The sequence below is a fragment of the Bacillus spongiae genome, from assembly GCF_037120725.1.
Lineage (GTDB): Bacteria > Bacillota > Bacilli > Bacillales > Bacillaceae_K > Bacillus_CI > Bacillus_CI spongiae.
Map to the genome: position 1 here is coordinate 81,978 of NZ_JBBAXC010000011.1, position 22,099 is coordinate 104,076.

The window sequence follows — 22,099 nt, forward strand, 5'->3', positions numbered from 1 at the left end:
ATTAAAAATGAAAAAAGTAACCTCGAAAGAATACTGACTTTGAATTAGTTACATAGCCCATCTGGATTACTCGTATCACATTGATTCCCTATAAAGTTGTTAAGAGGAGGTACGATATTTAAATCGTTAATCCCTAAATCATTATCGAACACACGATTAAAGAGAACATTATTTCCGTTAGTGAGGTTTCTGAATAAAATACCAAAATCTTCATTCATATTAATTGTATTCCTTGCAATAACGTTATCATCGGAATTGTCAAAGTCAATTCCATCATCCATATTATCAGTAATGATATTCCTTTTAATGATGTTGTTTTTTGAATTGTTAAAGTCAATCCCATCACTACCACTATCACTAATGGTATTTTCTATAATCATATTAGAATCAGAACTATCTAGTTCAATCCCATCACTATCTTCCGTACCGTTATTACTAGTAACGATATTCCCTTTTATAATGTTCCTAATTGAACCGTCTAGGTCAATGCCGTCACTCTCATTCTCAATAACAGTATTCCTTTCAATCAAATTCTTTAAGGAATCGTCTAAGTCTATCCCATCATCACCATTCTCACTAACAGTATTCTTTTTAATCATGTTGGAGGTTGTATTTTCTAATAAAATCCCTTCCGCACTAAAGTTTTGAATCTTAAAACCCTCCACTACTACTCCTGATTTTCCACTGAGGGATATGCCTCTAGTTAGGCACCCAGTACCATCTAACACCGGTTTTTCCTTCCCTACCCCAATCAGTTTAATATTGTTTTCTTCAATGGTAACGGCTTCATTATAAGGAGTGCCGTCTTCATTCGTTTTTACTAAAATAATGTCGCCGTCCCGAGCTATATTCATCGCATCTGATATCGTTTCTACGTCATTCGGTACAACAATAGTTTTTTCATTTAAAATGACAATGCCAATTATCGTGGAGATTGTTAAAAAGAAGAGTGTAGTGATTACCATAATAACCAACACAAATTGGTTACGTTTTAAAGACCACGCAATCTCACCTCATTTTTTGAAAAAAATAACGCTCTTACACGTTATGAGAAATGAAGGTGGAATATGTTCTTAAAAGAAGCGGATAAAGACATATCTTACAATATAAAATGGGAGAATTGCGGTATATTTCTAGTTTATAAAAGAATAGTATAAATATATGATTTATTCTTCTTGTCATCCATGTTTTCAAATGACGATAGTCCCAAATTACTGAATGATATATGGGGTATTTCTTTTTCATGTGCATTAACAAAGTAGAATCCTTCTTCCCGTCAATTTGTCTTACTATACTCATCCACCTCATTGAAAGGAACAAAATTACGCTGAAGTCCTATTAATAAAGCTTACATGATGCCTGAGGTTGTCAAAAAACGAACACGATTTCTATACAATTTGTATGGAAAAAGGCAGGAGGAAAATGTCAAACAAGTTGACAAATAATAAAATATTCTTATTGTTAACCTCCTTCCCTTTTGAATAAAAAAATGAATATATTTCACTGGAAAGGATGGTCCTTTATGGAGAAATTGAAATATTTCTTACTAATCCTTGTAGTTAGTTTTCAACTCACTGGATACGCTCTATTATTCAGCCGCAAAGAAATGGGTATACTGTTTTTATTATTTGGTTTTTTTGTTTTAGTGTTCTTATTGATTATATTAATGATTGAACGTTCTAAGAAAAAGAAGGAGGAAGATGATGATTATAGTAACTACTGACTTCGTACCCGGAAAAGAGATTAAGGAATTGAAAGGGTTTGTGAGAGGAAATACGGTGCAAACGAAGCATATAGGAAAAGATATTATGGCAGGGTTAAAAACGCTCGTTGGTGGGGAAATTGAAGAGTACACTGAAGTGATGGATGAAGCGAGGCAACGTGCCATTGGAAGGATGGTTAAGGACGCTGAAAATAAAGAGGCCAATGCAATCATTTGTCTCCGACTAGAAACGTCCAATGTTATGACAGGTGCATCCGAAGTGATAGCATATGGAACTGCTGTTATCGTTGAATAAAAGTTTATAAAAAAATATTTTTTGTGTGAAGATTGAACTGAAATATACAGATTAACTAGTAGATCATTTGGTATGCTCGTTTTATGCACAAAGCTAAATAGTATGAAAATCTATAATGCTAATTTCAATGAATGGGGACAGGACAAGCTGTATTTTTTCAGAAAGAAATGTCCTCATGTTAAGAATAGACGAAGCAGACATTAGACTATCGTTGCTAAAGAAAACGAACCCAGTTTTAGTGAATCAAATAAATTAGCTAAATGTCTTTCAACATACAAAACCCTTCCTGAAAGAGTAATTTTAACAACTTTTTAGGGTAGTAGAAAAGAGCCAAGAGAAAAAATAACTTAAAAAAAATTTGCAACGCTTCTCTCCATACATGACATAGCGAATCACTTATCAGATTCCTTCTCTTTCTTAAGAGGGGGTTTTATTTTGTTTAATAAAACTTTGCATAGTGAAAACGGTTATTGGGACAAAAGTGAATTAATTGTCGTAAAACACTTTGCCCAATTCCATATATATACTACAATAACTATAGAGAACAATTCGAAAAGTATATTATTTCAGAAAAATGTAACCGATTACATACGGGGGTGTAATGATGGGGGATATATCGAGAGGGAAATTTCAGCAATTTCAAAAGCCAACTTTACAAAAATGGGAAGAAACAGCTACCGCATCACTTAAAGGAAGGCCATTGCCGACTCTTTCACGTAAAACGTATGAAAATATTTTAATAAAGCCTCTATACACAAAAGAAGATGTAAAAGAGCTATCAATTGATAAAGCACCTGCAGGTGGTCTCCATACTAGGGGGTTTGAAAGCACGAAAAGCCCATGGCATATATCTCAAAGAATTTCAGGTGCACATAAGCAGCAAATCTACGAAAATATGATGGAAGCTCTTTCGAGAGGACAATCTACCATTTCAATCGAGGCAAGTTCGCTTGCATCATTATCACATGTTCAACAAATGGAGCTCTTTCAGTCTTTACCGGTACATGACTATGCTCTTCACGTACTCCATATTTCTCTTCCAGCTTTATCTAGTGCGTTGGAGGATGTTGATCAACCAGTGACGGGAATTGTCGCAACAGATCCTGTTGCCAATGGGTTAGAAAGTGGTCAATTTTGGAGCGACGCTGAAAAGAAAAGATGGGTAAGATCGGTTCAAAAGTTAGACCGAACACATCCTCAGCTTCAAACGCTTTTAGTAGATGTAACGTTATATGAAGAAAGCGGCGCATCAGCTGTCCAGCAATTAGGTATTGCTTTAGGCGTTGCAGTAAATTATCTTGATCTCCTTCAAGCTGAAGGGTGGAGTGTGGAAAAAATTATTTCAAAGCTTGTTTTTCATTTTTCTTTCTCCAGTGATTTTTTTACGGAAGTGAGTAAAATTAGGGCGTTTCGTGCGCTTTTGACCACTTTATTATCTGCTTATGACGTTCCTCCTCAAAAGGTGACCATAAGTGGAGAAACATCAAGAATTAATAAAAGTAAGTTGGATGAACATGTGAATATTTTACGTGCAGGAAATGAGGCGTTTGCTGCTGTTGTTGCAGGAGTAGATTATTTAACCATTAGTCCATTTACAAGTAAACGGGATCAAAAAGCATTGGCGGATCGTTTAGCTAGAAATACACAGTTGATTTTAAGAGATGAAGTTCAATTAGGAAGGGTACTCGATCCATCTGGAGGTTCTTTTTATATAGAAAGTTTCACCCATTCTTTAATTGATCGTAGTTGGAAATACTTTCAACAGATAGAAGGACAAGGTGGTCTTCTCCATTGTATGAAATCTGGTGAAATCCAACAAACATTACATGAAAATCTAAATGAAAAGAAACAGCATATTCAGACTCGTAAACAATCAATGATTGGGACGAATATCTATGCCAGTTTATTAGAGGATTATCCCAATGAAGAGGTGCCGACAACAATTGAAACGTATACCGGTGAACGAGTTGCTCCAATAAAAAGAACGAGGTTTGCAGAAGAGTTCGAACAATTAAAAATTCGAGGGTATAAGTTAGCAGAAGCAGGTCATCCACCAAAAGTAGGTGTGATAGCCCTCTCGTCATTAAAAAAACATAAAGCACGTGTAGATTATGTAACGGGTGTTTTAGCCTTGGCGGGTATTAAATCGAGTATTAGTGATCCTTGCAATCAACCAGAACAAATCGTTCAATATATTGAGAAATCAGGATTAGATTATTATTGTGTGTGTGGGCAAGATGAAGATTATGAAAACATCCTTTTACCAAGCCTAGCCTTATTAAAAGAAGCTACTCCTACGCCTATCGATATTGCAGGGTTATTAAATGAAACATCGTTTCAACGATTAAAGGAAGCCGGAATTTCTGGAAGTATCCATGCAAAACAAAATATTTTAGAGAAAATGAGTCAACTTCTAACAATATGGGAGGCGAGAGGATGACAAAGAAGCCAGACTTTACAACAATCAACCCGTTCCATTCTATTGGTGAAACAATGAAACCGGACGTAGATACTTTTTCTACAAATGAGGGAATTAATGTGAAAAGCTTGTACACGAATACCGATCTACAATCTTTTCACCATTTAGATGATCTACCTGGTATTGCCCCTTATACAAGAGGTCCTTATCCAACAATGTATACCTCACGACCGTGGACGGTTCGTCAATATGCCGGCTTTTCAACAGCTGAAGAGAGTAACCAGTTTTATCGTAGGAATTTAGCAATGGGTCAAAAGGGATTGTCTGTTGCATTTGACTTGGCTACCCACCGTGGCTATGATTCTGACCATCCTCGCGTAGAGGGAGATGTAGGAAAAGCAGGAGTAGCAATTGACTCCATCTTGGATATGAAAATTTTGTTTGATGGAATCCCACTTGACCAAATGTCTGTTTCGATGACGATGAATGGTGCAGTACTGCCAATTTTGGCCTTCTATATTGTCACTGCAGAGGAACAAGGGGTTGAAAAGGAAAAGCTTTCTGGGACCATTCAAAATGATATTTTAAAAGAATATATGGTAAGAAATACGTATATTTATCCCCCAGAAATGTCGATGAAAATTATCGCAGATATATTTGAATACACAGCAAAATATATGCCAAAATTCAACTCCATTAGTATATCTGGCTATCATATGCAGGAAGCAGGTGCGCCGGCAGATGTTGAATTAGCTTACACACTTGCTGATGGGCTCGAATATGTACGAACTGGTTTACAAGCAGGAATTGATATCGATTCCTTTGCCCCTAGACTATCATTTTTCTGGGGAGTCGGAAAAAATTATTTTATGGAAGTAGCAAAAATGAGAGCAGGAAGGCGGATTTGGGCTCAGCTTATGAAATCATTCAAGCCTAATAACCCGAAATCACTCGCACTTCGCACTCATTCACAAACGTCAGGATGGAGTTTAACAGAACAAGATCCGTACAATAATGTTATTCGAACGTTAATTGAAGCTCATGCTGCAGCAATGGGGCATACGCAATCACTTCATACAAATGCATTAGATGAAGCCATTGCTTTACCAACAGATTTTTCTGCTCGAATCGCTCGGAATACACAGCTTTATTTACAAGAAGAAACAGGGATTACTAATGTTATTGACCCTTGGGGAGGCTCTTATTACGTAGAGTCCTTAACGAATGAGCTAATGGAAAGAGCTTGGTCTCACATAGAAGAAGTTGAAGAATTGGGTGGAATGACAAAAGCAATCGAAACAGGCTTGCCAAAAATGAAAATTGAAGAAGCAGCTGCTCGCAGGCAAGCGCTAATTGATTCAGGGGAAGAAAAAATCATTGGGGTGAATGCTTATCCACTTCAACAAGAAGATGAAATGGAAATACTGGATATTGATAATACCGAAGTGCGTAGAAAACAAATTGAGCGACTTGAAACATTGCGTAAGGAACGAAATGAAGAGGATGTACGGATTGGTCTGAAAGCCTTGTCAGAAGCCGCGTCGTCGGGCAAAGGAAACCTTCTTGCTTTAGCAGTTGAAGCCGCACGTTCCAGAGCGACGCTCGGTGAGATTTCCACAAGTATTGAAAACGTTAGTGGAAGACATAAGGCTGTCATTCGCTCAGTAAGTGGAGTGTACAGCTCGAATTATTCGAACGAAGAAGAAATTCATCGAGTACAAGAGCTAACAGGTGAGTTTTTACAAAACGAGGGACGTCGACCACGAATTTTAGTGGCCAAAATGGGCCAAGATGGTCATGATAGAGGAGCGAAAGTCGTATCGACAGGATTTGCTGATTTAGGATTTGATGTAGATATCGGTCCACTGTTTCAAACGCCAGCGGAAACGGCCCAACAAGCCATTGAAAATGATGTTCATGCTATCGGTGTAAGTTCACTAGCTGCTGGTCATAAAACATTGCTTCCTGCTTTAGTACATGAATTGAAGCTGCAAGGAAGAGAGGATATTGTTGTATTTATAGGTGGTGTTATTCCATATAAGGACTATGAATTTCTAAAAGAAAATGGAGCGGCAGCCATCTTTGGCCCAGGTACAGTAATACCCGTTTGTGCAGAAATCGTACTAGATAAAATTTATGAGAAGTTAGGTTATGAGGAAGTGGCAGAATAATGGGGAAACACTTTTCTCGTAAAGTAAAACAATCGAGTAATGAACCGACTGTAAATGAGGTATACGATGGAATAATAAAGCGTGACCGTGCTTGGCTTGCTAGAGGGATTACATTAATTGAAAGCAAAGCTCAACGTCATCAGGAACAAGCACAGGACCTGATCAACAAGGTTCTGCCAAAGACAGGTGCTTCCATTAGAATAGGCATTACTGGAGTGCCTGGTGTGGGTAAGAGTACCTTTATTGAAGCTTTTGGACTCTACTTGTGTGAAAGAGGTCATAAAGTTGCGGTTTTAGCTGTCGACCCTTCCTCTTCATTATCAGGGGGGAGTATTCTTGGTGATAAAACAAGAATGGAACAACTTTCAAGACATCCGAATGCTTTTATACGACCTTCGCCCACTGCTGGAACACTAGGCGGAGTTCATCGAAAAACGAGAGAAACGATGTACTTATGTGAAGCAGCTGGTTTCGATACGATTTTAATTGAAACCGTAGGGGTAGGTCAAAGTGAATACACTGTGAGAAGCATGGTAGACTTTTTTATGCTGTTAGTGCTTACAGGTGCAGGTGATGAGCTTCAAGGGATGAAAAAAGGGATTATGGAATTAACGGATGCAATTGTTGTAAACAAAGCGGACGGGATGAATAAGAAACAAGCGGAAAAAACAAAAGCTGAATACAATCAGATTCTCCATTTCTTATCGCCATCTACTCCGGGCTGGAGCACTAAAGCGTACACTTGTTCAGCGTTAAAGGAGATTGGAGTGGCGGAAGTTTGGGATGTCGTTAAAGAGTTTGAACAACATGTTGTCGCTACAAATCAGTTTGAGAAAAGAAGAAAACAGCAAAATTTGCAATGGTTAGAGTCATCCATTACAGACCAATTATTACAATCTTTTTATGATCATGAGAAAATAAGTAAAGAAATACCCTCTATCCAATTAGAAGTTGAAAATGAAAAAATCAGTGTGCAAACGGCTATTTCAAAATTATTTCAATTGTATCGCTAAAAGAGGCTGGGACAGAAGTATTCCAGCCAAAGGAAAAACCGAACTATAATGAAAAACTCTAATATAGAGTTCCATTATAGTTCGGTTTTTTTAATTATAACTCTTGTTATATAAGAAATTATTCGGCTTAGAGAATGGTACATTAAGTATTGTCCCAGCCTCTTTAACATTATAAGAATTTGATAGAGTGGGTGAATTCTGTTCGTATTCGCTTTTTCGTTGGCAAGTATATGGAGAATATAAAATATATTACCTCCTATAGGGTCTTGTACAAAATAAAAAGAAAATTGTGCATAAAAGGTATTAAGAAGGTTGTTACCAAAGTATCCATTAACTATGTAATTGGTGAAAAGAACCAATGGCCAATGAAGAAAAACGATACTAGCAACTACCTCCTGCTCTAATACTATGAAAGAGTCTTCTCAATTATTTGAACCGATGTGGTAAAACAAGAAAAGAGGAATTTTCCTCTCCATTGGTTTTTCAGTTGAATGTTTAGATTATAGAATGGAAGGATCAACAACTTCTAACGAGCAATAATTAGCCCTAAAGCAAGTGCCATAGCAGAAATCGCCAAAAATGGTCCGAGAAAGCATATACAATTGTCTTTTTTGTCGCATTTCTTACTAGTGAATAGAAAAATGATAGCGAATTTGGCAGAGAATAAAAAGATGGTTAAAAAGAATAAATTTAGCAGGGCGAAAGCAAACTCCAAACCGTTTCTCCCTTTAATTTACTCCTATATAGTATGTTAACGTTATTTGAATGGCTCTCCGCCTTTGTTTTAATATGAGGATAAAAGTGTTTTCCACCATGTTCTAATTTAGGAACGATGGTAACGGTAGTGAGTGATTGAAAGCGCTTTTTAATAGCCAGTTAGTATATTTTTAGATAGAAATTGAAAATAATTAAATTTCACTGGCAAGTATAAAGGTGATGAGGATTCTGTTTATTCCTTATCAAAAGACTAAAACGAAGGTGACGAATTAGTGAGTAATTGCTTACTAAGGAGATGAGATAGCGCCAATTTTTTTGGCTATTTGCTCAAATGAAAGAGAAGACTTTAGAATATACACTTTCGTTCCGAGTGGGACTTGTTCATACAGGCTTTCTACGGAATCATTTTTAAGTCGAATACATCCATTTGAAACGTAGTGACCAATACTTTCAGGTGAGTTCGTTCCATGTAATCCATAGATTCTTCCATCAGTGCCTTTTGCATCAAATCCTATCCACCGTGTCCCGAGCGGATTTTTAGTAGATCCACCTTCGATGTTTTTCTTTCGATAATAGGGATTCTCTGCCTTTATGGTAACCGTGAAAATTCCTTCAGGTGTCATTTCTGCTCGTTTTCCCGTTGCCACAGGAAAACGATAGATGAGCTTTTCTCTATTTATAAAGGCAAGTTCATTTGTCTGTTTATTTACAATCAATAATGGATCACCAGGAAGTGGGTTTTTACCAAGTGGCCATATAGGAGAGAATACTAAAAATAAAGAGAGAAGCAACGGCATCTCTGTCATCCTTTCATAAAAGGTTAAGAGTAGTTTGCTTCTCTTTTTAAATTTCCATTCTTTTTTTCAATATTAATGCCTTTAAAAGAGCTTTTGAGTAGTAAATACTGTTCCATGTCCTTCATAAATTGGAAAAGAGCGGCTCTTGCTTCAAATTCTTCTCTCGTTTGTGGTAAGGGCATGCCTTCAAAATCCAGTTTTATATCATATAACTCTTGTAAATAAACGAGTGCTGTATTTCCGGGGTGTATTTGTTCGCTTAATTTGTCCATGAATTTAGCCAAAATTTGTCCTTGTTCAACTGTAAGGGAAATCGAAGTCACATTTGGTAAAATCCGTTCTAGAATGTCAAACTGCTTTTCTCTCATTTTAAAATAAAGGTAATACTCATCTTCATGACGTAAGAAATGATTTTCTACATTTCGAAAAGCGATAGATTTGGCATCGTGGATTAATTGTGCTGTTGATGTAATTTCCTTTCCTTGCCACTCACTATGTTGGCAACGTAAAAAGTGGGAAATCTCTTTAAAGATAATTTGGAAGTTCCCTTCAATCTCTTTTTGATAATAAACAAGTTTTTGATCTAAGCTTGGCATGTATAAATTCATAATTAATGCAATGCCAATTCCAATGACAATGATTCCAACCTCATTTAGTATTAACTCGAAATCGATCTGTTTAGCAGAATATAAGTGCAGAATAATAACGGAGCTTGTAACAATGCCTTCTTTTGCTTTAACAGCCACGGTAGTCGGAATAAAAAATAAGAGCATTAATCCTATAGTGATAGGGGAATAGGCAATCCCTTCAAAAAATACATAAGAAAAACCCATTGCAATGATACCAGCTAAAAAGCGACTCCACGATGCAGATAAGGATTTTTTGCGAGTGTTTTGCACACAAAGAATTACGATAATACCAGCGGATGCAAAATTATCTAGTTGGAGCCACTGCGCGAGCAATATGGCTATTGTCGTTCCGATTGCGGTTTTAATGGTTCGATACCCTATTTTAAACATGGATATTCTCCTATCATCAAGTCTATTTCCTCATTTTAGCCATACAAAAAACCTGACATTCATTAAATGTCAGGTGTGTAAGCGTTATACTTCCTCGCAATACTTGTCAAAAGCTTCTTGTAGTTGGTTGACGACAGACATAGGATGGTGTCCTTCAATTTCATGTCGCTCTACCATTGTGCAAATCTTTCCATCTTTTATTAATGCAAAGGATGGTGAGGACGGAGGATAGCCAGTGAAATAACTACGTGCTTTAGCAGTTGCTTCTTTATCCTGTCCTGCAAATACAGTCACTAAATGATCTGGACGCTTATCATAATGAACGGCATGAGATGCAGCAGGGCGAGCGATTCCGCCAGCACAACCACAGACAGAATTAATCATAACGAGCGTTGTACCGTCTTTTGCTAAAATTTCTTCAACAGCTTCCGGAGTAGTTAATTGTGTATAACCGGCCGCTTCAATCTCTTCTCTAGCCTGTTTGACAACATCATTCATAAATAAATTAAAATCCATACTCAATGTTCTTCTCTCCTTTAATACATACTGAGATGTACTTTAATCATAGTGGATTATGAATGTTTTTTCAAACATTCGTTATCGTAACTACTAGATTTTTATTTTATTATCCGTTTTTTGCTTAAATAATAAATTTTTTAAATTAAAATATTTTGTCTTTTTATAAAGGTATTGACAAGTAGGTACGATGTTTGATAAAACTATACACAATAAAAAAAGAATAATTACTCCTCTCTGAAAATAGAGGTGCATGGTTGATCAGTAACTTATGGGAGATGTGTGGCATCTAGGAACATAAGCTAAAGGCACTCATGCCGAAGTGAAGAAATTTCCACAGAATGATTCACTGGGGTTACACTTAACAGGTGTGGCACTGTCACAGGCAAAAAAGTTTGTGTTGGGCTATTAAGGAGATGTTGTTGCATAAGTAAAGCGCCAACATCTTGTTAGGCGTTTTTTGCTTTATTGAAAGGGAAGGTGAGGGGAAATACCAAATAAGAAGGAGAAACAGGATGAATCAAGAGCTGGCAGTTTTAGATAAAGATGAATTAATCGATTTATTTATTCAAAAAGGAATTTTTAAAGCAGAGGATGGGCGCCATTTATTTCAGCTCTCATTAAGTGAACTATATAATTTGTATCAAAAAGGGTGTACAAAATAAATTTGCAAATAAGAGTTATTGGATGACTTTCTGTATGGGATCGTTAGCAGGATTTACTTTAGACAAAACTATTTGACAGCGATTTTGTATAAATGATCGAACTCGTTTCATTAATCAATACCTTATGAAGAATACCTTGATGGAACCATCTCAACGTGTAAATTGGATCTTCATGCATCACTGCACTTTATGGCAGGTAAGTTCCTTTATGAATAGCTCGGTTCTGTATCGATTTAACGGATACTGGGCAAGGAGATCACTCCTAGCCCTTATATAAACACGACTTCTCTATTATATGAGTGCTGTAATTTTCTCATATCCAAGTACATTTTCCTGTAAATTTGCCGATGCAGATTTACAATCACTATTTATATTAAAAACTATTGTAACACCGACAAAGGTAAATTCATCAATTATTCGCTTATCGTTATGATGACTCCATCAACATTATTTCCTGAAATGTCATATTGTTGATTATTAGGTATTTTAATGCTTGTACTTTCAGAAATAGGATAGTACGACAACGTGTAGGTTTTATTGTCTATTATGACAGAAAGATTTTTTTCTTCTCTGAGATAAGCTATATACTCCTCAAGAGCAAAATTCTTTTCGTACATAATGGCACTATGAGGTAATCCAACATAGCGGATATGCCACGGCTCATATTGAATTTTGGTAACATCTATTTTATCTTCGGGGTAGCGTAAGATAAAGCCGTATCTCCAAGAATTTTTTTCTATCCACTTTCCTTCGGGTGCTTTGCTCATTTCCATTAGAGTAGACCCTACATCGAGCGATAAACCTAGATTATGCTCACTATAACCAGCTGGTAAGGCGTAATTAGCCCCCATTTCTTGATAAAGCTTATTCTGTTCTTGAAAATTGCGAAATCCACTACTAATTAAAAAATGATTAACCCCTTCGTTTTCAGCACTAGTGACCATTTTAGAAAATGCTTGTGCAACTTCTGTCGACAAATTAATGTTGCTATTAAGCAGCCCGTAACCTATTGTCAATTCATCATTTGCCATTAATGTGACAATATCTGATTTAATGCTCTCTTCTCGAGCAGGATAGTCATGATTAGCTAGCAGGAGGTTTCCTTGGTAAATCTCTTTTTTTGTAATGTCAATTTCAGTCGTTTCAGTATAATTTAGATCAGTTTCTAGGATTTCGACAGAATTTTGAGACATCAGCTCCGTATTGACTATGATAAAAATGATAAGAGATAAAAAAAATCCCCACTTCTTCATGTGTTTTTCCCCTCCCTGTTGTTTCTTAAAACTAGGATAGGAAAAAATGTTTAAAAAGAGAGTAGGGTAATATTTAAATTTTTCTTAAATCATTTTCGGCCGGAATAATTTCGTCATCTGGCTTGTTTTCAAGAGGTAATCGAACTTCGAACATCGTACGTATAATACTACTTTCAGCCTTAATGGTGCCATTATGCTGCTCTACTATATTCTTCGCAATGAACAAGCCAAGACCTGTGCTCTTTTTTTGCTGAGTTCGAGCTTTGTCACCTGTATAAAACATATCAAAAAGGTGTGGAAGTTCATCAGGAGGAATTCGATCACCATAGTTCACAACTTGAACAACGACGTCATCAGATTCAATAAATCCATTAATGTCTACATATTCTCCCTCGTACCCATAACGGCTGGCGTTGGTTAGTAGATTTTCAAAAACACGGGCTAATAAATCGCCATCACTATAAGTAGGCAAATGAGGGACAACATTCATTCGGACTTGTAAATGCTTTTTTTCCAAAACAGGATACATTTCTTCACTAAGTTGAATTAGGAGATCGCTTATATTAATGTCCATTTTCTTTATCGGTAGCATACCGTAATTCATTCTAGTAATTTCAAATAATTCATCGATAAGCCTTTCTAATCGCTGAGATTTTGTAAAGGCAATTGTTAAATAATGATGAACCTGCTCTGCTGTTAAATCATTATTTTTAAGAATTAAATCCAAGTAACCTAAAACAGACGTAAGTGGTGTACGTAAATCATGGGCCAAATTAACCACCAATTGATTTTTACTGCTTTCTGAGAATTCTCCTCTTTCGGTAGCTTCTTCAAACTTTTGACTTGCTAGATTAATTTCTTTAGCTAATTCTCCAAACTCATCATTTGAAACGATTTGAACACGATGGTTAAAATTTCCTTCGGCAAGGTGAGTGATGCCCATTGATATCTCGTTGAAATAATTTGCATAAGGCTTCGAAAAGAGAAAGAAAAACAAAATAGAAAACGAGAAAAAGATAAATAAAACAAAAAAATATTCAATTTCCTCGAAAAAAATGCGCAGTGGGACCAATGAGAAATTCTCAAATTGAGCCCACGCCATCATACGATAAAGGATTTGCAGTACTTTATACATTGTATAAGTTACGATTCCAGATGAGATCATACTTAAACTAACTAACACGGCTATTTTTGCCCGAAAACTACGTCTGATTTTAGCCATTAAATGCATATCCAACCCCCCATACCGTTTTAATCAATTTGTCCTTCTTTTGATCATCTTTTAGTTTTTTTCTTAACGTACGGATGTGGACCATGACTGTATTGGCTCCTTCGAAGTATGCTTCGCCCCACACGTGTTGAAAAATATTTTCAACACTATATACTTTTTTCGGGTTACTCGCTAGTAATAGTAAGATGTCAAACTCTTTCGGAGTTAAGTCAATCTTTTCACCGTAAAGCATAACGGTGCGTTGCTCGGAAGAAATGACTAATCCACCAAATTCTAAACTAGCGTGATCCTCTATGGGTAGTTGATGGTTCAGCTTCATAAATCGTCGTAATTGAGCATTTACACGGGCTACAAGTTCAATGGGGGCAAAGGGCTTCGTCATATAATCATCCGCTCCAATTACTAGCCCTTGGACTTTATCAAAATCAGATGTTTTTGCACTTAAAAAAATAATGGGCATATTATGTTGCTGCCGAACGTGCCTGGTAACTTCATATCCATCCATTTTTGGCATCATAATATCTAAAACTAATAAATCAATCGGCTGAGTTTGAATCACTTCAATCGCTTTTTCTCCATCCAACACTTTTATGACCTTGTATCCTTCTTTTTCTAAATGGATGGCAATAAGGTCGGCAATTTCTTCTTCATCATCTGCTATTAAAATTGATATAGGTTTCATGGGTTCATCTCCTAATGAATGTTACTGTTTCTTTGAATGTTTTTCTTTCGTGATAGCGCATTGCTCTGTTAGTCAGTATTCATTTCATACGGTCATATGATTTATGAAGAGGCTATTGTATTGCTAATCACTATTGTTTATATATTCAGTTCTTTCCTTTTATAACGTATTAATCCTTTTAAGTACAATAAATATTAGACTAAAATCGATTTGATCTTTGGTTGTTTGAGCAAAGGATTCAAGTGAATGTAACCTTGTTAACCTGAATGGCTTATATCAGTGTAACGTAACGTTATTGTTCTCTCTACAATTTGTCACTGAACATAGTGCCATTATTTAAATCATATTAATCTTTCTTTTCTTTTTAGTCTAGTACCGTAATGGAAAGTGAGAAGTGAAAGCTCTTCCATGCATACAAATGAATTCATTGCACTCAAAAGTTGCAGTAGTTGAATGAAATCCATTTTTATAAACTCAAAAAAGCTATAGTCCTTTAGATTTCTAAAATAGTTCATCAATCTGTCGTTTTAGAATAGGCTTTTTCCTAAAAAAATTGTTACATTTAAGGAATGTTATAATTAAAGGGAAAAATGGAGACTTTTTGAAATTTAAGACGTCTAATGAAAAAAGGGGGAGATAACATTGAAAAGCTTTCAATACTTTATTGTTTTCATTGCAATCATTATTGGAGGTTGTTCAAACGGAATAGAAACAGAAGAACAATATATAGAAATCCAAAAACGTATTGGTGATGAGAATAAATATGAAGACCTTAGAGAAATCACTGATAATGAGCAAGTTCAAAATGTGAAAAAGATAGTAGATGATATTGTTTGGGAAACCGCAAAAGTAAATATGGTACGCCCTGCTGATTACAAATTTGTATTTATATATAAAAATCCCGATATACAAGTAAAAGTAGTGTTATATGAACTTTGGATAAGTCCTAACAATGAGCAAGTGGAACTTGTTATAGGCGCTGCAAGCCAATATATTCAATTAGGCAAGGATGAGTCAGCGGAACTATTTGAGATACTTACTAGCGGAAAATTATCTGACCAATAATTTTAATTTGCCCTCGTGGTATAGAAAGCAACCATCCATACTAAAACAGCTAAAATAAAGGCTGATTAAGATTCTTGTGTTGATAATAAAGGATTTTAATATTGAGCAAATGGTCCATTGACTTGAACAAAGCCTCTAAAGAAAGCTAAGTATTTACGAAAAAAGTGAAGGAAGAATGTGATGAAATAATAAATTAGTATAGTTAAATAAAATCAAACCAGTGTCTTTTAATTGAATTAATAATGGGAGGATCTAATTATGGTTCCAGAAAGAGTCAGCTTAATAACAATCGGAGCTTTTAACTTACCAAAGCTTCGTACTTTTTATCAAGAATTAGGGTGGGAAGAAAACGATATAAGCTCTGATCATTACGCTGCATTCAAAACAGCCGGTGTTATTCTATCTATTTTTCCAATCGAAGAATTAGCTAAAGATGCGGGAGTTCAAATAAACCATGATAAAGATACATTTAAAGGAATAACCCTTGCTATAAATGTAGATAAACGGGAACAAGTTGATGCAACGATTGAAGAAATAAGAAGAGTTGGGGGAAATATTTTAAGAGAGCCGAGCGATGCTTTTTGGGGAGGAAGAACAGCGTATTTCGCTGATCCTGAAAACAATCTTTGGGAGGTTGCTTGGAACCCTGCATCTGTATTTGATGAACGTGGTGCAATGCTTTCTTTCTAGACTTACTAATAAGGATATTTTCTGGATGAGAAATGTTAGTTTATTTTGAGATTAAGTGTTTCTAATTAGGGGATGGAATTGTCAAAATTCATAAGTGAAAAGTGGTCGATTTTTTTCAAATTTGCTGTTATTTAAAAAACTTGTTGCGATTGAGTAAAAAATAGGCGTATCCTCTATTTAATTTATCAATACGCCTATTTAAATTATATTATTGGTTATTTTTCTTGGGAGCTTATTCAATTAATGTGCCCAAGAGTCGAAGACTTGAATTCAAATAACTCCTATTAAATCTACAATTAAATGCCTCTAAAGCTAAATAGGAATAATACAAGAAACCTCTCTCTTTAAACATGGTTTTTATTCAAATGACTCTACCATTTTAATTAACTGCTTTTTACTAACCTCAATAGGAGTTAATTTATAGCCAAAGGCTATTTCATAAGAGAGTCCTCCGTGCTTCCATAAAATAATTCTTTTGCCAGAGTGTTCTGGTATATAGATACCATTTGAATTATCTCCTATTTTAATAGTCTCTTTTTTTATTGTTTCTGGGTACTTAATCTCATCTTTTATTATTTTGATTGTTAAAGACTGTTTGTCTACATTGAATAGTGTAAATTCAACTTGCTGACTATTAGAACTAAAATTCTGAAGTTGCATCTCATCAAAAGGTACTTTAGTGGGGATTTTTGCGTTTAATGGCGATAGTTCCAATTTTTTAGCTACTTCTGAGTAGTTATAATCATACAGCTTTCCTTTTGAAGCTGACCAACCAATCAACATTATTGTTATTGCGACTAATAAAAGTGTAAAAATAATTACTTTCTTTTTTTTCACCTTTACCTTACCTTTCCATTTTTAAGGCTATCTATTTTTTTTATTGTCCGAGTGCGAATAGAATAAGGTATCCCCTGTAGTCTTGCTCACTTTAGACCAATAAAATACTTTACCCATTCCACTTGCATGAAATGGTTTCTCTTTTTCTACTCTCCCACTCAATATCTCTAGGTAAAATAAATAGAGTTATAGAGATAATAAGAAAAGCTTTTCCTCTTTTATTTCCTCAATCCCATAAACAATTGGATTTTGATCAACCGTGTCAAAATGAATTTTTCACCTCAAAGCTGTTCATACGTATTCATCTAGCGATGTGTACTAGCTAAAAAAATCAGAACTTTGATTGTTAGCCTTTCTTTCATAAAATATGATGGCCTCTTCCATGAAGGTCAAAATCTCCTTGTTAATAGGGTATAAATTCATATTTGCAGAATCCTCTTCAGATTTACGAGCATTCCAAAACTTATCTGCTAATTCGTCATTTCCCTTAAAGGTTTCATTGGATAAAAGGAGAGTATCCTCAGCAATTAATTGACCATCTCGAGAGTGAGGTTCTTTTTTTTCCTCTATACATATCTCGATTCGTTTAATGATATTAATCCATTTCGTTGTTTGATCTTCGTTACTCTCCATTTTTGGAAGTTGTTCAGCTAACGTAGCTTCTTCCTCTTCGGTAAATAATTCTTCCATAATTTCCTTCTTTCTTTTCTGCTTCAAGGATTGTTTTTCTTCTGAGAGGAGAGGTAATAGTTGATCCCAATGAATATCGCCTTCAAGTTTTATAATGTTTAATAGCGTATTTGTATAATTCATTGATTGCTGTAGCTGCGTGATTTCGATTTCAAGCTGCTCTTTATGGATAGCAAGAGTTTCGCTAATAGTAATGCGCCTAATAATTTTTTTGATATCCTCTAACGACATGGAAGTGGTTTTTAGTAGAAGAACCTTTTCTAGTAATAATATATTTTCAGAGCTATAATATCGCTTTCCATTCTCTTCTTTCAATGCAGGCTCTACTAGTCCGATTTGGTCATAATAGCGTAGGGTTCGTAAGGACATATTGAGTTTCTTTGAAACCTCTCCTGTAGAAAAATGGGTCATAGAAATAATTCCTCCTAAAAAATACTTGCAGGTTACGTTACGTCACCATTTATTGTAAATGTAACATATATAAAGTGTAGGGGGAAACAGATGATGGAGAAAAATGTATTTAACTCGATGGAGCGGACGTATAAGGAACTTTGTTTATTGCTTTTGCTCACTCTCGTTATTGTGCCTATAGGAGTTGAGTTATTATTAAATGAATTATTTCAACTAGTTTTTTCAAACCATCTATATTCGGGAACACTAACAGGCTTTGTGATGGCAATTATTTTTACGTTAGGAGTGTATTTTATTGCCTTAAGGCCTCAGCATTTGAAATGGAAAGTAGTTGGGTTTCGTTCTTTTTCAAAAAGTTATTGGATATGGATAATCGTCTGGATGATTGTTTTACTAGTGACTAGTATTCTCATCGTTATCTTGATGGACTTCCTTCAGGTTGGCGTGGAAAATAGGAAAACAGAATCATTAAAGGTAAATATAACGTGGTTTACTTTTAGTATTGGATTTATCTCAGCAGCTATTATTTCTCCACTTTACGAGGAAATCTTTTACCGTGGTTTTCTCTATAAATGGTTTAGGATGAAATGGGGAGTCGGTGCAGGCTTATTTTTTAGTTCTTTCATCTTTATGCTTGTTCATATTCCAACTTACAATACTTTGCCTGTAAATCTTATTTCTGGTTTGATATTTGCGTGGACCTATGAAAAGTCCGGTTCTATTTTACCTGCTATTATTATTCATGGAGCATTTAACGGAATTGCCGTAATTCTCACTACTTTGGTGTAAAGCATTTGATGTTTAATGATAGGTAGAAGGGTAGCGCTCTTTTAATTGAAACGTCCAAAGAAATTTGAGAAGGGGCTTCCGTATTTATAATCATTGATTGAAATTTGAAAAAAGCAATAAAAGTTTACTAGGCCGAGCTTTATCTAAAGTAGTTGGCTGGAAGTTAACAAGATATATATAAGTAGTAAATATTTTCAAAAATATAAAGCCAAATCAATAATTTGTTCGTCTAATAAACGATAGGTCATGAAGGAGGCGGCAACTGATTGTTACATTTAGTAAGGAAAGCTCAAAAAGGAAATGATAAGGCTTTTTTAACATTATTTCAGAAATACGAACAGGATATTTATCGAATCGCTTTAGTATACGTGAAAAATCAAAACGATGCACTGGATGTGATCCAAGAAACAGCCTATCGTTCATTCAAAACAATCAAACATTTAAAAGAACCTCACCATTTTAAAACTTGGTTAATAAGAATAGCGATAAACTGCTCCGTAGATTTACTTCGAAAGCAAAAGAAAATAATTCAATTAAAGCCTGAATTCGAGGCGAATTTATCCGTTGATTTAAATGAAGAAATTGAATTAGAATTGACGGTTCGAGACCTAATTGAGCGTTTAAATGAAGAAGAAAAAAGTGTAGTTATTTTAAGATTTTACGAAGGGTTAACTTTCAAAGAGATATCAGAAATGCTCGATATGCCTTTAGGAACGGCTAAAACCATTTTATATCGAGCGTTAGACAAGCTCCGTAATGAATTGAAAGGAGACAGTTTTTATGAGTAATAAGATAAAAAATGAGATGGATAAAATTAAAATACCGAATGAATTGAGACAGCGCAGTAAAATGGGCGTTTCTCAGGCGAAAAAAGAAATAATAAGCGATAATAAAAGAAATATTGTCCGAGGCATAGGTGTTGCTGTTGCTTTATTTGTCTCAATCGGAGCATTTACTTTATTGAAAACCAATTTAAATAATACAACAAATTCAAATTCACCTGTTGTTTTGGAAGATGGCGGAGTGAATATACCAGCTATAAAATTACCAAAAGAAACAATGAATGCTAATATGATTGGCTTAATTGTCTATAACGGGAAAATTTACACGCAAACTAAGACAGAGATAACTGCTGATGCTGCGAAAAAGATGATAGATGAAAAGCTTGGAACAACGAAAGGAACAATAGACGAGTGGAGTGAGCAAAAAGCCTATGATGAAGAATTTGCATCGACTGTCGCAAAAACAGATGTTTATTCTGTTACAGGATACGATAAAGACTTTAGAATTATGACTTACAAAGAGGAAAATGGGGAGATATATGCCGAATTTTATGAGAACCTTAATGGAATTACAATAAAGAACGGCAAAGATGTGTTTGGTAAACTAAATATGAATGAGAATATATCTTCTGCCCAGTTTAGAACCTTCAGTGATTGGAATAACAGTATCAAAAACTATCAACCCATTACAGATTTAAAAACATTAAATACCTTCGTGGTAGAACTAAACAAGGCGAAGCCTTTCCCTAGAAGTCTAGATTCAGATCCAATTCGACAGTCAAGAAGCGAAGAGAATTTTAGGGAATTAAGTATTATATTAAATGACGGTTCTACGGTTAGGCTTACACTTCTTAGCGGTGGATATATATATTACGGATATATGGATGTATATTTTAAAATGAATGAAGATATATTTTCTGATTTCTGGAGTAACCTCAAGTAATTTTCCTATTGAAACCAAAATCTCGTCAGATATTTAATTCTGACGTTTTTAATTGCTACTTTCACAGTAATACTTACTTAGATGGCGCATAGAGAATGAAATTCGTGCAAATTGTTTATACGAGTGAACGCGGAGAAAAACAACGAAAAAGTACTAAAGTGGGATATAAGGTTGTACGAAGATACGGTTTATTGGTTGTACATCAAATATATACTAACAAAAAATGTGGTACTGATATTCATAGCATTCACATAGATATAAGCGCATGCTTATATCTATGTGAAATGAAAAATCTTATTCACTGTTAAAATTTCAAGGGTTTGTGGAAAGGAGCTTTCTCATCGTAATATAGTATACGCTTTGGGTTGATTACTATTAATATGAAGGCAACACTAAAATAGAGAAGCGAGTGGTAAAATAAAATGTCCAATAATTCTCCCTTTGTAATTAGAATGAAAAAATTAAATAGTTGATGAATGATTATGGGGACGAATAAGTTCTTATTTAAATTATAAAAAAACGTCATAATAATCGTAACTGATATGATTCCGACCATAAAAAGTCCACAATACTTTATTAAATTCATTCCAGTATACCCCGAAGTTAGTAGCCATAGAGGTGTGTGCCAAAAACCCCATAGTCCTCCTGTTATAATAGCAGTAACTAAAGGTGAGTACTTTTTCTGAAGTTCATTCAGAGCATATCCTCTCCACCCTAGTTCTTCACCTAAAGGTCCACTTACTAGAATATTGAAAAATAAGAATAGGAATAATGTGACACCTGAAAGTGATTTCGAGAAATATTGAATATTATCAGTACTTGGTAGAAGTATGAGCGAACATATAAAGATTAATGCTTGAATGCTAATGGCTATTCCAAGTACATTGAAGCTAAGTTTGGTTGCAAATTGTTGTTTTATAAAATCTATAAGATTCAACCGAGGATAAATAATTTTAAATAAAATAATAAAAGAAAAGGTTGAGGACCATGCTGACATAATGATTAAAGTATTTGTAATTATCATCGGCACATTAATCATCATACATACACCAATTAACGCTAAAAATACCCAAAAAATCACATTACTTAATAAAACGAACATCACCATCGGTCTTTTAAAAATACTTCCCAATAACATGACGCATGCCCCTTTCTCTCCTAATTGGACCTCGAAATGTCTTATATTCCCATTATATCGTCTTGTATAGCGAAACCTACAAACCATAGTGGGAGAATCTATCCGTCTTCAGGATGAAATGCCGAGAAGGACCATTTTTTGGAGGCACTTTCTTACATTCAATATTGTGTTCTCATTCCTTCATGAACGTCTATTTTTATGAAAATAATTTTGTGAAAAGTTGTAGGAATTGTAATGTTCGCTTCTTTTGTTT

At 35.1% G+C, this 22,099-nt stretch carries 22 protein-coding genes and 1 riboswitch; of the genes, 11 read left to right on the forward strand and 11 right to left on the reverse strand.

The features are described 5' to 3' along the window. Window positions 1-44 precede the first annotated feature (44 nt). Window positions 45-965 carry a right-handed parallel beta-helix repeat-containing protein gene (locus WAK64_RS14005; protein WP_336587609.1) on the reverse strand — a complete coding sequence of 307 codons (921 nt, stop codon included), beginning with the start codon at window positions 963-965 and terminating at the stop codon, window positions 45-47. Window positions 966-1,522: 557 nt separating this feature from the next. On the opposite strand from WAK64_RS14005, the gene WAK64_RS14010 reads away from it, so the two are divergent. The 5 genes from WAK64_RS14010 to meaB all read left to right on the forward strand — a co-directional run bounded on the left by WAK64_RS14010 (window position 1,523) and on the right by meaB (window position 7,621). Beyond that, window positions 1,523-1,723: a hypothetical protein gene (locus WAK64_RS14010; protein WP_336587610.1), complete on the forward strand. Its 201-nt coding sequence runs from the start codon at window positions 1,523-1,525 to the stop codon at window positions 1,721-1,723. Further along, entirely contained in the window at window positions 1,704-2,018 is a 315-nt protein-coding gene (locus tag WAK64_RS14015; protein WP_336587705.1) for a YbjQ family protein, read from the forward strand. The genes WAK64_RS14010 and WAK64_RS14015 overlap by 20 nt, the downstream gene beginning before the upstream one ends. 601 nt (window positions 2,019-2,619) lie before the next feature. Then, window positions 2,620-4,458: a methylmalonyl-CoA mutase family protein gene (locus WAK64_RS14020; protein ID WP_336587611.1), complete on the forward strand. Its 1,839-nt coding sequence runs from the start codon at window positions 2,620-2,622 to the stop codon at window positions 4,456-4,458. 53 nt (window positions 4,459-4,511) lie between these two features. After that, window positions 4,512-6,608, forward strand: coding sequence for a methylmalonyl-CoA mutase (scpA, locus tag WAK64_RS14025; protein WP_419465955.1), 2,097 nt, complete (start codon window positions 4,512-4,514; stop codon window positions 6,606-6,608). Continuing rightward, a complete protein-coding gene (meaB, locus tag WAK64_RS14030; protein ID WP_336587613.1) occupies window positions 6,608-7,621 on the forward strand; it encodes a methylmalonyl Co-A mutase-associated GTPase MeaB in 1,014 nt (337 codons plus the stop codon). Before scpA ends, meaB begins: the two co-directional genes overlap by 1 nt. Window positions 7,622-8,147: 526 nt before the next feature. On the opposite strand, the gene WAK64_RS14035 is transcribed toward meaB, so the two are convergent. The 4 genes from WAK64_RS14035 to WAK64_RS14050 all read right to left on the reverse strand — a co-directional run bounded on the left by WAK64_RS14035 (window position 8,148) and on the right by WAK64_RS14050 (window position 10,676). Next, window positions 8,148-8,336 (reverse strand): hypothetical protein, encoded by a 189-nt coding sequence (locus WAK64_RS14035; protein WP_336587614.1) that lies wholly within the window; start codon window positions 8,334-8,336, stop codon window positions 8,148-8,150. 289 nt (window positions 8,337-8,625) lie between these two features. Next, window positions 8,626-9,135, reverse strand: coding sequence for a L,D-transpeptidase (locus WAK64_RS14040; protein WP_336587615.1), 510 nt, complete (start codon window positions 9,133-9,135; stop codon window positions 8,626-8,628). Between the two features lie 23 nt (window positions 9,136-9,158). Beyond that, window positions 9,159-10,154 carry an aromatic acid exporter family protein gene (locus WAK64_RS14045; protein WP_336587616.1) on the reverse strand — a complete coding sequence of 332 codons (996 nt, stop codon included), beginning with the start codon at window positions 10,152-10,154 and terminating at the stop codon, window positions 9,159-9,161. Between the two features lie 84 nt (window positions 10,155-10,238). Next, the gene (locus WAK64_RS14050; RefSeq protein ID WP_336587617.1) at window positions 10,239-10,676 is read right to left on the reverse strand and encodes a BrxA/BrxB family bacilliredoxin; all 438 of its coding nucleotides are present in this window, start codon (window positions 10,674-10,676) and stop codon (window positions 10,239-10,241) included. Window positions 10,677-10,906: 230 nt separating this feature from the next. Further along, window positions 10,907-11,086, forward strand: a riboswitch (Lysine riboswitch). Window positions 11,087-11,185: 99 nt separating this feature from the next. Here WAK64_RS14050 and WAK64_RS14055 point away from each other — a divergent pair. Further along, a complete protein-coding gene (locus tag WAK64_RS14055; RefSeq protein ID WP_336587618.1) occupies window positions 11,186-11,335 on the forward strand; it encodes a Fur-regulated basic protein FbpA in 150 nt (49 codons plus the stop codon). Between the two features lie 413 nt (window positions 11,336-11,748). Here the strand turns inward: WAK64_RS14055 and WAK64_RS14060 are convergent, their stop codons facing one another. From WAK64_RS14060 to WAK64_RS14070, 3 genes are all read right to left on the reverse strand, one after another. Further along, window positions 11,749-12,588 (reverse strand): M15 family metallopeptidase, encoded by an 840-nt coding sequence (locus WAK64_RS14060; RefSeq protein WP_336587619.1) that lies wholly within the window; start codon window positions 12,586-12,588, stop codon window positions 11,749-11,751. Between the two features lie 73 nt (window positions 12,589-12,661). Beyond that, the gene (locus tag WAK64_RS14065) at window positions 12,662-13,810 is read right to left on the reverse strand and encodes a HAMP domain-containing sensor histidine kinase (protein WP_336587706.1); all 1,149 of its coding nucleotides are present in this window, start codon (window positions 13,808-13,810) and stop codon (window positions 12,662-12,664) included. Next, window positions 13,803-14,501 carry a response regulator transcription factor gene (locus WAK64_RS14070; protein ID WP_336587620.1) on the reverse strand — a complete coding sequence of 233 codons (699 nt, stop codon included), beginning with the start codon at window positions 14,499-14,501 and terminating at the stop codon, window positions 13,803-13,805. Before WAK64_RS14070 ends, WAK64_RS14065 begins: the two co-directional genes overlap by 8 nt. Window positions 14,502-15,143: 642 nt before the next feature. On the opposite strand from WAK64_RS14070, the gene WAK64_RS14075 reads away from it, so the two are divergent. Together WAK64_RS14075 and WAK64_RS14080 are read left to right on the forward strand one after the other, a co-directional pair. Next, window positions 15,144-15,566 (forward strand): YhfM domain-containing protein, encoded by a 423-nt coding sequence (locus WAK64_RS14075; protein WP_336587621.1) that lies wholly within the window; start codon window positions 15,144-15,146, stop codon window positions 15,564-15,566. A 258-nt stretch (window positions 15,567-15,824) separates the two neighbouring features. After that, on the forward strand, window positions 15,825-16,256 hold the full coding sequence (locus tag WAK64_RS14080; protein ID WP_336587622.1) for a VOC family protein: 432 nt from the start codon (window positions 15,825-15,827) through the stop codon (window positions 16,254-16,256). A gap of 357 nt (window positions 16,257-16,613) precedes the next feature. Here WAK64_RS14080 and WAK64_RS14085 read toward each other — a convergent pair whose 3' ends face one another. After that, window positions 16,614-17,093 carry a hypothetical protein gene (locus WAK64_RS14085; protein WP_336587623.1) on the reverse strand — a complete coding sequence of 160 codons (480 nt, stop codon included), beginning with the start codon at window positions 17,091-17,093 and terminating at the stop codon, window positions 16,614-16,616. A 318-nt stretch (window positions 17,094-17,411) separates the two neighbouring features. Further along, the gene (locus tag WAK64_RS14090) at window positions 17,412-18,194 is read right to left on the reverse strand and encodes a MerR family transcriptional regulator (RefSeq protein WP_336587624.1); all 783 of its coding nucleotides are present in this window, start codon (window positions 18,192-18,194) and stop codon (window positions 17,412-17,414) included. Between the two features lie 90 nt (window positions 18,195-18,284). Here WAK64_RS14090 and WAK64_RS14095 point away from each other — a divergent pair, with 90 nt between their 5' ends. The 3 genes from WAK64_RS14095 (at window position 18,285) to WAK64_RS14105 (ending at window position 20,708) form a co-directional block, all read left to right on the forward strand. Continuing rightward, window positions 18,285-18,983 (forward strand): CPBP family intramembrane glutamic endopeptidase, encoded by a 699-nt coding sequence (locus WAK64_RS14095; RefSeq protein ID WP_336587625.1) that lies wholly within the window; start codon window positions 18,285-18,287, stop codon window positions 18,981-18,983. Between the two features lie 266 nt (window positions 18,984-19,249). After that, window positions 19,250-19,771 (forward strand): RNA polymerase sigma factor, encoded by a 522-nt coding sequence (locus WAK64_RS14100; protein ID WP_336587626.1) that lies wholly within the window; start codon window positions 19,250-19,252, stop codon window positions 19,769-19,771. Continuing rightward, window positions 19,764-20,708 carry a hypothetical protein gene (locus tag WAK64_RS14105; RefSeq protein WP_336587627.1) on the forward strand — a complete coding sequence of 315 codons (945 nt, stop codon included), beginning with the start codon at window positions 19,764-19,766 and terminating at the stop codon, window positions 20,706-20,708. Before WAK64_RS14100 ends, WAK64_RS14105 begins: the two co-directional genes overlap by 8 nt. Before the next feature lie 304 nt (window positions 20,709-21,012). Here WAK64_RS14105 and WAK64_RS14110 read toward each other — a convergent pair whose 3' ends face one another. Then, window positions 21,013-21,846, reverse strand: coding sequence for a CPBP family intramembrane glutamic endopeptidase (locus WAK64_RS14110; RefSeq protein WP_336587628.1), 834 nt, complete (start codon window positions 21,844-21,846; stop codon window positions 21,013-21,015). Window positions 21,847-22,099 lie beyond the last annotated feature (253 nt).

Excerpts from the sequence above, each read along its gene's own strand:
- WAK64_RS14055 (WP_336587618.1), top strand. The coding sequence starts at position 11,186 with ATGAATCAAGAGCTGGCAGTTTTAGATAAAGATGAATTAATCGATTTA.
- WAK64_RS14040 (WP_336587615.1), bottom strand. The coding sequence starts at position 9,135 with ATGCCGTTGCTTCTCTCTTTATTTTTAGTATTCTCTCCTATATGGCCA.
- WAK64_RS14065 (WP_336587706.1), bottom strand. The coding sequence starts at position 13,810 with ATGGCTAAAATCAGACGTAGTTTTCGGGCAAAAATAGCCGTGTTAGTT.
- WAK64_RS14020 (WP_336587611.1), top strand. The coding sequence starts at position 2,620 with ATGATGGGGGATATATCGAGAGGGAAATTTCAGCAATTTCAAAAGCCA.
- WAK64_RS14090 (WP_336587624.1), bottom strand. The coding sequence starts at position 18,194 with ATGACCCATTTTTCTACAGGAGAGGTTTCAAAGAAACTCAATATGTCC.
- WAK64_RS14105 (WP_336587627.1), top strand. The coding sequence starts at position 19,764 with ATGAGTAATAAGATAAAAAATGAGATGGATAAAATTAAAATACCGAAT.
- WAK64_RS14060 (WP_336587619.1), bottom strand. The coding sequence starts at position 12,588 with ATGAAGAAGTGGGGATTTTTTTTATCTCTTATCATTTTTATCATAGTC.
- scpA (WP_419465955.1), top strand. The coding sequence starts at position 4,512 with ATGAAACCGGACGTAGATACTTTTTCTACAAATGAGGGAATTAATGTG.
- WAK64_RS14015 (WP_336587705.1), top strand. The coding sequence starts at position 1,704 with ATGATTATAGTAACTACTGACTTCGTACCCGGAAAAGAGATTAAGGAA.
- WAK64_RS14045 (WP_336587616.1), bottom strand. The coding sequence starts at position 10,154 with ATGTTTAAAATAGGGTATCGAACCATTAAAACCGCAATCGGAACGACA.
- meaB (WP_336587613.1), top strand. The coding sequence starts at position 6,608 with ATGGGGAAACACTTTTCTCGTAAAGTAAAACAATCGAGTAATGAACCG.
- WAK64_RS14095 (WP_336587625.1), top strand. The coding sequence starts at position 18,285 with ATGATGGAGAAAAATGTATTTAACTCGATGGAGCGGACGTATAAGGAA.
- WAK64_RS14070 (WP_336587620.1), bottom strand. The coding sequence starts at position 14,501 with ATGAAACCTATATCAATTTTAATAGCAGATGATGAAGAAGAAATTGCC.
- WAK64_RS14010 (WP_336587610.1), top strand. The coding sequence starts at position 1,523 with ATGGAGAAATTGAAATATTTCTTACTAATCCTTGTAGTTAGTTTTCAA.
- WAK64_RS14080 (WP_336587622.1), top strand. The coding sequence starts at position 15,825 with ATGGTTCCAGAAAGAGTCAGCTTAATAACAATCGGAGCTTTTAACTTA.
- WAK64_RS14005 (WP_336587609.1), bottom strand. The coding sequence starts at position 965 with ATGGTAATCACTACACTCTTCTTTTTAACAATCTCCACGATAATTGGC.
- WAK64_RS14110 (WP_336587628.1), bottom strand. The coding sequence starts at position 21,846 with ATGTTATTGGGAAGTATTTTTAAAAGACCGATGGTGATGTTCGTTTTA.